The sequence below is a fragment of the Rufibacter sp. DG15C genome (assembly GCF_001577755.1).
Lineage (GTDB): Bacteria > Bacteroidota > Bacteroidia > Cytophagales > Hymenobacteraceae > Nibribacter.
In genome coordinates this window covers 2223405-2236181 of sequence record NZ_CP010776.1, presented here as the reverse complement: position 1 = coordinate 2236181, position 12777 = coordinate 2223405, and the positions used below count along the sequence as shown (strand labels likewise).

At 50.5% G+C, this 12777-nt stretch carries 12 protein-coding genes and 1 riboswitch; of the genes, 7 read left to right on the top strand and 5 right to left on the bottom strand.

Annotated elements, in window-relative coordinates; translation table 11 throughout:
- Nucleotides 1–112: 112 nt before the first annotated feature.
- The 3 genes from TH61_RS09440 to TH61_RS09430 all read left to right on the top strand — a co-directional run bounded on the left by TH61_RS09440 (nt 113) and on the right by TH61_RS09430 (nt 2160).
- Nucleotides 113–889, top strand: a complete 777-nt coding sequence (locus TH61_RS09440) for a glycosyltransferase family 2 protein (RefSeq protein WP_066508564.1) — start codon at nt 113–115, stop codon at nt 887–889.
- Nucleotides 890–996: 107 nt separating this feature from the next.
- Nucleotides 997–1839 carry a glycosyltransferase family 2 protein gene (locus TH61_RS09435; protein WP_231862202.1) on the top strand — a complete coding sequence of 281 codons (843 nt, stop codon included), beginning with the start codon at nt 997–999 and terminating at the stop codon, nt 1837–1839.
- Nucleotides 1840–1863: 24 nt separating this feature from the next.
- Nucleotides 1864–2160 carry a hypothetical protein gene (locus TH61_RS09430; protein ID WP_066508560.1) on the top strand — a complete coding sequence of 99 codons (297 nt, stop codon included), beginning with the start codon at nt 1864–1866 and terminating at the stop codon, nt 2158–2160.
- 102 nt (nt 2161–2262) lie between these two features.
- Here TH61_RS09430 and ahcY read toward each other — a convergent pair whose 3' ends face one another.
- Both ahcY and TH61_RS09420 read right to left on the bottom strand, forming a co-directional pair.
- Nucleotides 2263–3570, bottom strand: coding sequence for an adenosylhomocysteinase (gene ahcY, locus TH61_RS09425; protein ID WP_066508559.1), 1308 nt, complete (start codon nt 3568–3570; stop codon nt 2263–2265).
- Between the two features lie 190 nt (nt 3571–3760).
- Nucleotides 3761–4462: a DUF4397 domain-containing protein gene (locus tag TH61_RS09420; protein WP_066508558.1), complete on the bottom strand. Its 702-nt coding sequence runs from the start codon at nt 4460–4462 to the stop codon at nt 3761–3763.
- Nucleotides 4463–4620: 158 nt separating this feature from the next.
- Here TH61_RS09420 and TH61_RS09415 point away from each other — a divergent pair, with 158 nt between their 5' ends.
- A complete protein-coding gene (locus TH61_RS09415; protein WP_066508554.1) occupies nt 4621–5808 on the top strand; it encodes a class I SAM-dependent methyltransferase in 1188 nt (395 codons plus the stop codon).
- Nucleotides 5809–6416: 608 nt separating this feature from the next.
- Here the strand turns inward: TH61_RS09415 and TH61_RS09410 are convergent.
- Together TH61_RS09410 and TH61_RS09405 are read right to left on the bottom strand one after the other, a co-directional pair.
- On the bottom strand, nt 6417–7028 hold the full coding sequence (locus TH61_RS09410; RefSeq protein WP_066508553.1) for a DNA-3-methyladenine glycosylase: 612 nt from the start codon (nt 7026–7028) through the stop codon (nt 6417–6419).
- Between the two features lie 81 nt (nt 7029–7109).
- On the bottom strand, nt 7110–7772 hold the full coding sequence (locus TH61_RS09405) for a DUF4919 domain-containing protein (protein ID WP_066508552.1): 663 nt from the start codon (nt 7770–7772) through the stop codon (nt 7110–7112).
- Nucleotides 7773–8092: 320 nt separating this feature from the next.
- Here TH61_RS09405 and TH61_RS09400 point away from each other — a divergent pair, with 320 nt between their 5' ends.
- The 3 genes from TH61_RS09400 (at nt 8093) to TH61_RS09390 (ending at nt 12099) form a co-directional block, all read left to right on the top strand.
- The gene (locus tag TH61_RS09400; RefSeq protein WP_231862201.1) at nt 8093–8590 is read left to right on the top strand and encodes a GAF domain-containing protein; all 498 of its coding nucleotides are present in this window, start codon (nt 8093–8095) and stop codon (nt 8588–8590) included.
- 224 nt (nt 8591–8814) lie between these two features.
- A riboswitch (cobalamin riboswitch) is annotated at nt 8815–9015 on the top strand.
- A gap of 106 nt (nt 9016–9121) precedes the next feature.
- Nucleotides 9122–11056 (top strand): TonB-dependent receptor, encoded by a 1935-nt coding sequence (locus TH61_RS09395; protein WP_066508548.1) that lies wholly within the window; start codon nt 9122–9124, stop codon nt 11054–11056.
- 23 nt (nt 11057–11079) lie between these two features.
- Nucleotides 11080–12099, top strand: a complete 1020-nt coding sequence (locus TH61_RS09390) for a YncE family protein (RefSeq protein WP_066508546.1) — start codon at nt 11080–11082, stop codon at nt 12097–12099.
- A gap of 95 nt (nt 12100–12194) precedes the next feature.
- Here TH61_RS09390 and TH61_RS09385 read toward each other — a convergent pair whose 3' ends face one another.
- Nucleotides 12195–12542, bottom strand: a complete 348-nt coding sequence (locus TH61_RS09385) for a hypothetical protein (protein WP_157600676.1) — start codon at nt 12540–12542, stop codon at nt 12195–12197.
- Nucleotides 12543–12777: the final 235 nt, after the last annotated feature.

The following is a 12777-nucleotide window of genomic DNA, read 5'->3' as shown; positions in this document are numbered from 1 at the left end:
TACGCTCTAGAAACCTCTGTTTTTCTACCAGAATACCAGCCTTTTCTTTAGCTAACTCACTGCCAGCAAAAAAGTTTACCTACCCAATCTCTTCTTGCGTTTTACAAAGTCTATGCAGAAAATAAGTGCCGTCCTGATCACCTTAAACGCAGGCGAAATTCTGAGAACCACCTTGCAGGCCTTATCCTGGTGTGACGAGCTGGTGGTGGTAGACTCTGGCAGCACGGACCAGACCCTGCAGATTTGCCAAGAGCACGGGTGCCGTGTAGAATACAGGAAATTTACCGGCTACGGAGAACAGAAACGCTTTGCTGTGGAATTAGCTTCTCATGACTGGATATTGTCTGTAGACGCCGATGAAGTGGTCACGGACCAACTGCGGTCAGAGATACAAGCCGTCTTGAGCCAACCCGCTCCTACCCACGCAGGGTATTATGTTCGTATTCCGTTGATGTTCTTGGGCGCGCGCATCAAGTCTGAGGCCTCTAAGAAATTTCTGAGGCTGTTCAACAAACAGTATGGCAATTATGACACCGCCGCGGTGCACGAGAAAGTGAGGCTGAACGGCACTCTAGGTGATCTAAAAGGCGAGATGCTGCACTACAGCTACAAGGATATTCAGGACTACTTCAGGAAGATGAACCAGTACAGCACGGCAGCCGCGGTGAGCCTGCATGAGAAAAAGAAAGAGGTGCCGTTCGCGCTCATGGTCTTAAAATGCCCTATTGCGTTTTTTAAGACGTATTTAATTAAAGGCTGCATCTGGAACGGCGTACCGGGCTTTATCTATTCGTTCTTCTCAGGCTTCTACCCCATGATGAAGTACGCCAAACTCTGGGAAGCAAACCATAACGCCAGCAACCCCAATAAGCAAAACACCGGATTCTAGATACTGGACGTTAGATAGTAGACCCTAGAAAAAAAGCCTAGATCAAAAAACAAAACAACATGCAGAAGCACCCGTTTTTGGCCTGTTTTCCAGATAACAAGCCAAAAATGAGTACTCGCAAGCGGAAAACACCTTTAGATAATCTTACTTCTTCTTCTGACATGACCACCAGCCTCATCATCACTACCTACAACTGGAAAGAAGCCTTAGAGGTAGTCTTGAAAAGCGTGCTCACGCAGACAGAGATGCCCGAGGAAGTGATCATAGCCGATGACGGGTCCAGAGAAGACACCACTGAGGTAATTAAGCAGTACCAAGCCACGTTCCCAGTACCGCTCAAGCACAGCTGGCAGGAGGACTTAGGGTTTAGAGCCGCTGAGAGTCGCAACAGAGCCATGGCGATGGCTACGGGAGACTACCTCATCATTATTGACGGCGACATGGTCCTGCACCCTGATTTCGTGAAAGACCATAAGCGCGCCGCAGAGCCAGACACCTTTATGCACGGCAAACGCGTCTTATTGCAGCCAGTACTCACCCAGCAGATTCTGCAGACCAGGCAATACCACGTCACGCCGTTCTCCAGCGGCATCATCAATCGGCTGAACACGCTTTCCATTCCGGTTCTGTCCAACCTTCTCTCCAAGAAGCAGCCTGACATCCGGTCCATCCGTAGCTGTAACATGGCCTTCTGGCGAAAAGACGTGCTGCGCATAAACGGTTTCAACAATGACTTTGTGGGCTGGGGCCGTGAGGACAGCGAGTTTGCCGAGAGACTGCTGAATGCTGGCGTCATCCGGAAGAACCTGGTCTTGGGCGGCGTAGGCTATCACCTGTACCATGAGGAAAAACCCAGAACCTCCCTGCCGGCCAACGACAAGATTCTGGCCGACGCCATTGCGCAGAAAGCCACATGGTGCCAGAACGGGATAGATAAGTTTTTGCGGTAATATCCTCTACTCAAAACGAATAACATGTTTCAGATAAACGCGCATGTGTTACCGTCCATAGACTCTAGCCAGTTTGGCAAAGCGCAGGGAGCGTATGCAGTGATTTTCATTGACTACAAAGACATAGACGGCGCCTACGCCTTAGCCAAATTCTATATAGAAGATGACGGCTGGGTGATTGATGAAATACAGGATGAGTATCTGCTCTTTACCTCTCCAGAAGATGTGTCAGAGGAATACCTTCCTTACTACAAAGAGGCCCTTGAGACCGGCTATTCTTTGTTGTTCAACTGCTATGAGAAGGATGACCTAAAAGACTAAACAGAACAGGCCTAACTCTTTAAATAAAAACGCCCGGCTCCTCTAAAGAAGAACCGGGCGTTTTTGGCTTATTTTCCGGGAAATAGCCCAAAAAAGGAAATATTAGTAACGGTAGTACTCTGGCTTGAAAGGACCTTCTACCTCCACGCCAATGTAGGCGGCTTGTTCTGGGGTCAATTCTTCCAACACCACACCAATTTTGGCTAAGTGCAGACGGGCTACTTTCTCATCCAAGTGCTTCGGCAAGGTGTATACCTTATTCTCATAGGCATCCGTGTTGGTCCACAGTTCAATCTGGGCCAAAGTCTGGTTAGAGAACGAGTTAGACATTACGAATGATGGGTGACCTGTAGCGCAACCAAGGTTTACTAAACGACCTTCAGCCAAAACAATGATGTCTTTGCCGTTGATGGTGTACAGGTCCACTTGTGGTTTCACAGTATCTTTGGTGTGACCGTAGTTCTCATTCAACCACGCCATGTCAATCTCATTGTCAAAATGACCGATGTTGCAGACAATGGTCTTGTCTTTCATGGCCTGGAAGTGCTCACCGCGCACAATGTTGAAGTTACCGGTAGCGGTCACCACAATATCGGCTTCTTTGATAGCCTCTTCCATCTTACGCACGGCAAAACCGTCCATAGCAGCCTGCAAGGCACAGATTGGGTCAATCTCAGTTACAATCACGCGGGCACCGGCACCGCGCAAAGACGCGGCAGAACCTTTTCCTACATCACCGTAACCAGCCACTACGGCAACTTTACCAGCCATCATCACATCTGTAGCGCGTCTGATGGCGTCTACCAGTGATTCTTTACAGCCGTATTTGTTGTCAAACTTAGACTTGGTCACAGAGTCATTTACGTTGATAGCCGGCATCACCAAAGTGCCGTTTTTCATACGCTCATACAGACGATGCACGCCCGTAGTCGTCTCTTCAGAAAGACCTTTGATGCCAGCGGCCAATTCTGGAAACTGGTCAAACACCATGTTGGTCAAGTCACCACCATCGTCTAGGATCATGTTCAAGGGCTTACGATCTTCACCGAAGAACAAGGTCTGCTCAATGCACCAGTCAAACTCTTCTGCATTCATGCCCTTCCAGGCATACACCTGAATTCCAGCCGCGGCGATGGCGGCAGCGGCGTGGTCCTGGGTAGAGAAGATGTTACAAGAAGACCAAGTCACCTCAGCGCCAAGGGCCGTCAACGTCTCAATCAAAACCGCCGTCTGGATGGTCATGTGCAAGCAACCAGCAATACGCGCACCCGCCAAAGGCTGGCTTGGGCCGTACTCTTCTCTGATCGCCATCAAGCCTGGCATCTCTGCTTCGGCTAGTTTAATTTCTTTTCTTCCCCATTCAGCCAGGGAAATATCTTTTACTTTGTACTTCAAATACGTTTCTACCATTGTAGTTCAGGGTTTTACAGAAGAACCGCAAAGGTACGCAATAAGTTTATCTTCCTCAACGGAAACGCCGGTTACACCACTTATACCTCTTCGTTTTTAGCTTATTTTGGTCAAAACAGGTCAAAAACGGAAAAAGGAAAAGCCCGCTATTAGGGCGGGCTTTTAAAATCAGTTATCAAATAGGGTATGCTTAGTTGTTCACAATCACTTCGGCACCCAGTGTGTTGGTGTTGCCAGCCGGCGGCACTAAGAAGCCTTTCGCGAAGACGGTGTAGATTTTACCAGCCTGCAAGTTGACGGTGGCCGTTACGGCGTTCACATCTGTGCCTACCGGCTGTACCAGCAGCGTGTAAGAACCTGCGTTCACCGGCGTAAAGGCAGTAGAACCTTTAAACGCAATGTTCGAAAACAGATTGGCATTGGTCGCCTGCACCACCACGTCTACGTTAGGCGCGTCTGGCGCCAGGTGAATGAAGCGTACGTGGGCTCTTCCGGCGGCAGGTGCCGTGAGGTTGTCTTCTACCACCACGGCGGTAATGTTGTTGACCGGCCCAGCGGCGAATACAGAGTAGTTCATGTTAGCAGCCAACGTAAGGTTAGCGTCAATCACGGCGCTGGCCACACCAGAGCCCGAAGGCGTCACTCTTATGTTTCTGGTTCCGGTTTCTACTTGTAAATACCCCGTATTTCTAGGGTAGGCAAGGGCGGTATTGTTGACTTTGGTACCGTCTACATATAAATCAACCGTTGGGGCGTTGGGCGAGGCATGCACTACCATCACATTGGCTTTCTGCTCCACAGCCGGCGCATCTTCATCATCGTCATCACAGGCGGTAGTAAAGAGCAAGGTAGGCAAAGCAGCCATCAGGCATAGTTTCATCCACTTTTTCATACGTCTTCTGCTTTAAGTTAAAAATTAGGACTTACTTCTACTTAACTGCCTATCAGCCAATTTGTTTAACAAAACAACACCAAACGCTCCACAACATGCATGCTGCGTTGGCTTAGTCAATTCTGTATCTTTGCCCCTCTAGTCTACCAAGCACCTGTATGCGCATATTTTTACCTGAGGAACAAGAGTTTATTCTCAAACATCTATCCCATGACCCAGCGCAGTTGATGTTGCAGGCCAAGCGGTTTCCTCACTTGCCCATGCAGGAGCTGGTGCCCCAGATAAAAGCCCGACAGAAGGCCCTGCAGAAGTTGCCTACCTGGGCCAACCATCCAGAGGTGGTGTTTTCGGTTATGTTGTCCCTAGAGCAGAGTTCGTCAGAGGTGACAGCGGCCTATAAAAGCGGATTAGTGCAGGGAGAAACGCTGGCAGATGTGACCGGCGGTTTTGGGGTGGACAGCTTCTACTTCGCCAGGCGGTTTGCCAAGGTCACGCACGTGGAACAAAACCTAGAGTTGCAAGAAATTGCCCAACACAACTTCCGGTTATTGGGCACCGAGAACATCACCAGCCTCAACACCACTACAGAAGAATTTCTAAACTCCATTAATTCCCCTTTAGACGTCATCTACCTGGACCCGGCCCGAAGGGGCCAAAGCCAGGAACGGGTGCACTTGCTCCAGGACTGCGAGCCAGACGTTTTAAACCTGCTTCCTATACTATTACAGAAAGCCAAAAAGGTATTGCTTAAAACGGCCCCCATGCTGGACATTGACTTAGCCTTGCAGGATTTGACGGGCGTACAGCACATCTGGATTGTAGCGGTGCAAAACGAAGTAAAGGAAGTACTGTACCTGATCACTTCTGACCAAAACCCTGAACCCAACATTACGGCTGTCAATCTAAAAACTGGCCAAACACCGCTGGAGATTACCTTTACCAAGCAGCAAGAGGAACAGGTCACCGCGGTATATGCCACTGAGCCCTTGCGCTATGTATATGAACCCAACACGGCGCTTTTGAAAGGCGGTGCGTTCAAGTGGCTGTCACAGGAATATCATGTAGAGAAACTGCACCGAAACAGCCATCTCTACACCTCCTCAGCACTTGTTCCAGATTTCCCCGGAAGGATTTTTGAAATCATAGCCCAGCCCAAAGCGAACGCCAAAGACCTGCATAAACTGCTCCCCAACAAAAAAGCCAACATCACCGTCCGGAACTATCCTTTGACCGTGGCGCAGCTGCGGGAGAAAGTAAAACTGAAAGAAGGCGGCGACCACTATCTCTTCGCCACCACAGACTTACATAACAAGCCCATTCTTCTCCTAGCCAAAAAGGTTGATTAATTGCTGGTTGCTCAATGTTGATTGTTGGCCGTTCGTATTTGTCAAGCCAATTAAGAAACAATGGCATAATGGCAACAGCGCCTAATCCAACAACTAAATGAGGTAAGCCAAAAGCTTGCCGCCACCCGGTATACCAGATCAAGCAAGCCGTGCCTTGGCACGCATGCCTCTGCAGCGACATGAACTGATTTTGCTTGAGGAAAGACCATAGATAAGCAAGCCTTAACAGGATTGGTACCCAAACCAGTCCTGACCATGAGCGCCTCTGTTGTTTCGTCGCCCGGCAGGGCGGGGCCCTACAGGCCCAGAGTACAACAGCAGTGCGAAGGGCCAGGACGAGGCCCCGCGGCCGTGAGCGCTTAGCGGCAGAGATGAAACAAGGCTAGATGTGCGCTCCGGAACAAACGACAACTACAAAGGAACAACCAAAGCAAGTGCACTTGAAGAGCAGTGTCTAATGAAATTGCAGTTGGAGAAGAAGCTTGAGACATTTGTGAGAAGACCAACAACCGCGGCGAAGATGAAGTCGGAAATATGCCAAAACGAGTGAGAGGCAGACGCATTGACCAAACATTGCCAAGCAACAGTTAACAATCAGCAATCACCTATTAATACTTAGGCTTCGCCTTACTCACCCATTTACTCCCCCTCACGCTAAACCGCCAAGGCAGCAAGGCATCTGCCCCCGCATAGGCCACTCCCACCCTAGGACCAGCAATGATGTCTTCATCTTGGATAAGCACCCCTTTATCTTCTACCCAAATCTCATTGCCTACCAAAGAAGTGCCATTGTGGAGCGTAGAGATGCCCATGGCCTGCGTCACCAAGCCCGGCCCGGCGGTGAGCCTGGTTTCTATGTTGGAGAGCCCACGGCGTTGCTGCATTTCAGGTAAACCTTCCAGCGGTTCAATGGCCCTGATGAGCACCGCGTCTGCGGTGCCTTCTGCGTTGGTGACAATGTTGAACAGGGAATAAATGCCGTAAATGAGATACACATACGAAACGCCGCCCGGCTCATACATAATCTGGGTGCGCTTGGTGCGTCTACCTAAGTGCGCGTGGCAAGCCGCATCATTCTCGCCTGAATACGCCTCGGTCTCCACGATTATGCCACCAGTGAGCACCCCGTCAAAGGAAGAGTAAAAATGCTTGCCCAACAGCTCACGGGCAATGGTCACAGAGTCTGGACGGGTGTAAAAGGAGAGCGGCAGTTTGGACATGGCGTTGGGTAGAAACGTTTTCGGGCTACTTTACAGAAAGTAGCCCGAAACTGGAAATTCAAAAATGGTATGACAGGCTTGTTATCTCTTGGCAGCCAAGGCCTTCTCAATATTAAAATACACCTGCGTCAGGTTCAACTTGTTAGGTAGTTTCAACTTCACCAAGTCGTATTTATTGTCTACCAGTTGCGCAGCCCCATCCTGCCGAAGCTTAGCTGCTGCATTCAAGAACATGTACTCGTCCCGGGGGGTCACCAACACCACCGCCGTTTCTGGGGAGCGTCCGTTGCCGCTGGCCTTGATGGCAGCGAGCAAACCATCAAACTTTGTAAGCCACTTCTTACTCTCAGCAGCTCTTCTTAGTTCACCGGTGGCCATGTGCATCAGGTAAATCACGCTTAGGTTAAACGGGTCTTTCTGCAGGAGCTTGGTACCGGTAGATAAAATCACGGGCCAATTCTCATACAGCACCAACTGCCCCAGTTCATCCTCCTTGTCATTGACGGCCCAGGGCTTGTAGCCAGGCTGCTTAGGGTAGCCATAATACAAATGCGAATACTCTTCTGTGGTGAGCGTGACGTCATTGGCCATGTACCGTTTTAGCAGTGTGGGGTAGTAGAACTTTGACTTAGGCGAGGCAATGGCCGCATTGATCTTAGTAAAATCTACCTTAGAGATGGTCTGCGCCTGTCCCATAAAAACAAGGCACACAGAGAAGACAAGAAGCGTGAAAAAGCGTTTCATAAATAGGGGTTGAATTGAATCTGCAGACAGAACGCAAATACAGTGCTAAAAACTAAAACATCACAAAAAAAGTTGCAACCGGGACGCCTTCTGCGGCACTTCCCTTTAGGCAACCAGGCACTACGGCATTATTTGCCTAAACTACAGTATCTTTCGGAGTATAGGCCAACTTAAAAAGGTGGATAGAGTAAGCGTATCTGGCATACTGTGCTTTCAATAGATTACAGGATACCCAGACGGCTGGCAATAAGGATGGTGCAAGAGGTAACCGTCTGTTTTTTTCTTTTAGTTTGATTTTGATGGAGAATAACTTCGGGGGGATGCCAATTATCCCAGAAAACGAGGAACAGAGAGTTGCGAAGCTTCGCAGCCTGGATATATTAGACACGCACCAAGAAGAAGGACCGTTCAAGCATATTGCCAGCATGGCGGCGCGCATGTTCAACGTGCCCATTGCCTTGGTCAATTTAGTGGACCGTGATTTTGTGTATACCAAAGCCAGCCATGGTTTAGACAATCCAACACCGGTACCCAGAGGCACCAGCCTTTGCTCCTTGGCTATCTTAAGAGAAGACGTCACCGTGTTTGAAAATGCCCTAGAAGAACCGTGCCTGCTAGCCAACCCCATGGTCACCGGCGAGTTTGGCCTCAGGTTTTACGCCGCAGCTACGCTTACCACCAGTGACGGACACAACATTGGCGCCCTTTGCATTGTGGACCAAGAATCCAGAACTTTCTCTGACATTGACCAGCGCATCCTGGAGAACCTAGCCTCCATCATCACAGAGGAAATCCAAAAAATAAACAAAACCAGTTAAGCCACCTCATTCGTTTGCTAGTGGCTGGTGGATAGCCAGGTATATTATGGTGGTAGCATGACCGCTGCAACATCGCTTAGATTACACTATAGTTTCATTCGCCAGAGTCAATTTCCTTTCAACCTCTCAGCCTCGTTTTTGGCCTATTTCCCAGAAAATGGGCCAAAAAGGCCTTAGCCCTGAAATTTTGCGTGGTGCTATAGTGCACTTTCCAAACTTACCGTACCTTTGCCCCAGATTTTGGTGACAGACTCGGCTACCGCCGATGATGTCTTAAAAGGGAATCAGGTGTAAAACCTGAGCTGTTCCCGCAACTGTTATCTTCCATTACAAGCTGCCCACCGCATGCCACTGTCTGTTCACCAGATGGGAAGGCCGGCCAGCCGAAGAGAGCCAGGAGACCTGCCAACGTCCACAATTCACCTGGAGGCTTTCGGGAAAAAAAGCAGCAAGGATGGTGGCCCGCGTGGGCTGGCGTTTTCGTTTATTTCCTTTTCTGGCAAGTCTCCTCTGCTTTTTTGTAGCTGAGGCATGGTACGTCACTTTTTTACGTGTTTAATTGGTACGCTGGGACTTGGAGCCATAACGCCTCTGGCTACCGCTGCGCAGGCATTGCTGCCAGACACCTTACAGGTGAACCCCATTGACATCACCGGCACCAAGTACACCCGTTTTGCCGCCGGCACCAAGCTGGAGACCGTAGACACCCTTCTCTTGCAACGGCAGCCCGGCCTTACCTTGGCAGACGTCCTGCAACAGCGCAGCGGCCTATACCTGAAAAGCTACGGCAACGGCATGACCGCCACGGTGGCCTTTAGAGGAACCACTGCCAGTCATACCGCCGTGCTGTGGAATGGCTTTAACATTTCCCTGCCAACCTTGGGCCTCTCAGACTTCGCGCTACTGCCTCCTGCTGCCCACAGTATGGTGACGCTGCAACACGGACCCAGCGGCGCCTTGCATGGTTCTGGTGCCATTGGCGGCGCGGTGCTATTAGAAAGTTCTATCTCCTTTGTGTCCCACCAAACCTTGCGCGTGCAGCAGGAAGAAGGCAGTTTTGGCCACCACCGAACAGCTATGAATGGGTCTTTTGGAAACGAAAAAGTCGCCATCCATTCCTCCTTTACCAAAACCAGCTCTACCAACAATTTCAAGTTCAGGGACCTTACCCAGTTCGGGCGGCCTTGGCAGGAACAGGAGAACGCGGCTTTTGACCAGAGCAGCTTTTCCCAGGACGTGCAGATTAAGCTTAGCCCAACGCAGCATATCTCCGCGAGGGGCTGGTGGGTAAAAACGCACCGCCAAGTTCAGCCGCCCATGGGCAGTGCCAATACCAACGCTCAGCAAGACGATGAAAACCTGCGCCTCATGGCGGAGTGGCAAGGACAAATCGCCAAAGGCACCACCACTGTCAAAGCCGCCTATTTCAAAGACCGGTTGGATTACAGAGATAATGGCCTGCTGTCTTTGTCCACCGTCAACACCCTCCAGAGCCAATTAGAACATGAACGCGCCTTGCTGCCCAACCTCTTGCTGCAGCTAGGATCAGAAGCCCAAGTATTCAGAGCCGAAGTGGACGGGTACGGAGATTCACAGAAGGAAAACCGCTTCTCTGCCTATGCCTGGCTGCGCTATGACCCGTTGGAGAGACTACAAATAAGTTTGAATGTTCGGCAGGCCTGGGTGCAAGGATTCAATCCGCCGGTGACACCCACGCTGGGAGCCAATTTCCTGCTTTCAGAAAAGGAGACCGGCACACTCACGCTCAAAGCCAATGTTTCTAGAAGCTACCGCGTGCCCACGCTCAATGACCGCTTCTGGCGGCCGGGCGGCAACCTAAATCTACTACCTGAGAGCGGCTGGGGCTATGAAGCTGGTATAACGCAATCTTATATTCAGAACCATTTGACGGGAAATACAGAACTCACCTTGTACAGATTAAAAGTAGAGGACTGGATTCAATGGCAACCCTCTAGCACTGGTAACTATTCTGAGCCTGTGAACTTAAAGACAGTGCGCGGTCACGGGCTGGAGCTGGACACCAAATGGAAGTACCAAGCCACTCCTCTGTGGACCCTGTCTGGCGAGGCAGCCTACGGCTATACCATCTCACAGCAGGCCCTGCCCAACGCCCGGGCTGAACTTCAAGATCGGCAGTTGTTCTATGTACCCAAGCACAAAGTGGCTGGCTGGGTAGAGGCTAAGTTCAAAGACTGGTGGCTGGCGGTAGACGGCACCTTTACCAGCCGACGCTACACAGACCAGGACAATGACAACTGGCTGGAGCCATATGCGCTAGCCAACGCTTCTGCAGGCAAAACCCTACGGTGGGCTTCGTTTGAGGCACAGCTAATGGCACAGGTCCAGAACCTCACCAACACCGCCTACCAGACCATGGCCTACCGGGCTATGCCGCCTCGGCATTTCAGAATCTCATTGGCGCTGCAATGGGCCAAACGTCCTTAATCCCTTTTTTACCTATAACCACTATGAACGTATTTTCCCTTAAAAAACAGTTTCTCTATTTGGTCCTAGCCAGCGGGCTGGTGTTCACGTCTTCCTGTGAGGATGACAATGACGAAACGTCTGCCTTCAGAGACGGGGTCTTTGTCACCAATGAAGGCCAGTTCAACAGCGTCAATGCAGAGGTGAGCTTTATCTCCCGCGATGGCAAAACCGTGCTTCCAGACCTTTTTAACCAAGTAAACAACCGTCCCTTGGGAGACGCGGCCCAGTCCATGACCTTTATTGGGGACAAAGCCTATATTGCCGTCAACAACAGCAAGAAGATTGAAGTGGTGGATGCCCGCACCTTTGCCTCAACCGGCGTCATCAACAACTTGCTTATTCCCCGCTACATTGTGGCCCTCAACAACAACAAGGCCTATGTAACCGAGTATGTGGACTATGGCGTGAACGGCCGCGTGTCAGTCTTAGACCTTACCAAAAACACGGTAACCAAGTCCATTGGCGTGGGTGAATTGCCCGAGGGAATGGTATTGCACAACGGCAAACTGTACGTGGCCAATGGTGGCGGCTCTACCGTGACCATCATCAACACTACCAACGACGAGGAAGAGACTACCATAGAAGTAGGCAACGGACCTTCGCACATGGTGCTGGATGCCAACAACAAAATCTGGGTGATTAGAGGCGGCTACGGAGAGCCTGGTGCGCTGGTAAAGATTGACCCAGCCAATAACAACGCGGTGACGTCTTTTCCCATCCCAGGCTCTGGGCTGTTGACGCTCAATGGCAGCAAGAACACACTTTACTATTCGGCGGCTGGTAAGATCTACAGCATGTCCATCAACGCTACTACCACGCCTACTACTCCTTTGATTAGCCGAAATCCCTATGGACTAGGCATTGACCCAGTTTCTAACAGACTGTACTTGGGCGTGGGCGGCTATACCTCCAATGGCTGGGTGGTGCGCTATGAAACCACCGGGTCCAGGATTGACTCGTTCCAGGTGCGGGTGCTGCCCAACGGGTTTACCTTTAGATAGTCGTTTTTAGGCTAGTTTCTGGAAAATAGGCCAAAACGAAGAAGCCTGCTCCAATCTGGGGCAGGCTTCTTCGTTTCCTATGGAAGGTGTTTTAATTAGTTACCGGTGGTGGTAGCGTTAGCCGCGCCGCCTACGCCGTTGCCAGAGTTGGTGCTGGCGTCTTTGTCCCGCATTTTCTTTTGCTGACGGTCATAGACATCTTCATAGGCAGTGTCTGGCGTGGTGCCGGCACCGGGCGTGGCCTCGCCTTTGTTGTCTTGGGTGTTGTCATTCATGCCGTCCTCATTGTGCTCCGTGGGGCTTTTATCTTTAAAATCGCTTTCCTCTACGTTGGTTTTGCCATCACTGGTGCCGCTGCTACAGGCCATGGCGCCCACAGACAAAGCGCCCGCAAAAAGCAGGGACCAAGAGAGGCGCTTCACAGAATTCATTCGCTTTTTCATAATGTCAGGTTCAGGGTTTGAGCTTGTGGGCCTTGTCTTATGCCAAAGACCGTTTCTGTATGGTAGTACGCGCAGAGTCAGGTTTGAGTTAACGGTGAACAGTCCTATTCATATTTCTATAAAGGCACAGCATCTAGCGGTGAACATGCACTTACGGCTAACCTAAATGCAATTAAACCTCGTATCAGGTACTGTGCCTTGCCAATGGCCAAGCACCTTATTAGTTGATGTTTTA

Coding starts and splice junctions, on each gene's coding strand:
- TH61_RS09395 (WP_066508548.1), top strand. CDS start 9,122: ATGGTACGTCACTTTTTTACGTGTTTAATTGGTACGCTGGGACTTGGA.
- TH61_RS09390 (WP_066508546.1), top strand. CDS start 11,080: ATGAACGTATTTTCCCTTAAAAAACAGTTTCTCTATTTGGTCCTAGCC.
- TH61_RS09440 (WP_066508564.1), top strand. CDS start 113: ATGCAGAAAATAAGTGCCGTCCTGATCACCTTAAACGCAGGCGAAATT.
- TH61_RS09415 (WP_066508554.1), top strand. CDS start 4,621: ATGCGCATATTTTTACCTGAGGAACAAGAGTTTATTCTCAAACATCTA.
- TH61_RS09420 (WP_066508558.1), bottom strand. CDS start 4,462: ATGAAAAAGTGGATGAAACTATGCCTGATGGCTGCTTTGCCTACCTTG.
- TH61_RS09400 (WP_231862201.1), top strand. CDS start 8,093: ATGCCAATTATCCCAGAAAACGAGGAACAGAGAGTTGCGAAGCTTCGC.
- TH61_RS09385 (WP_157600676.1), bottom strand. CDS start 12,542: ATGAAAAAGCGAATGAATTCTGTGAAGCGCCTCTCTTGGTCCCTGCTT.
- TH61_RS09435 (WP_231862202.1), top strand. CDS start 997: ATGAGTACTCGCAAGCGGAAAACACCTTTAGATAATCTTACTTCTTCT.
- TH61_RS09410 (WP_066508553.1), bottom strand. CDS start 7,028: ATGTCCAAACTGCCGCTCTCCTTTTACACCCGTCCAGACTCTGTGACC.
- TH61_RS09405 (WP_066508552.1), bottom strand. CDS start 7,772: ATGAAACGCTTTTTCACGCTTCTTGTCTTCTCTGTGTGCCTTGTTTTT.
- ahcY (WP_066508559.1), bottom strand. CDS start 3,570: ATGGTAGAAACGTATTTGAAGTACAAAGTAAAAGATATTTCCCTGGCT.
- TH61_RS09430 (WP_066508560.1), top strand. CDS start 1,864: ATGTTTCAGATAAACGCGCATGTGTTACCGTCCATAGACTCTAGCCAG.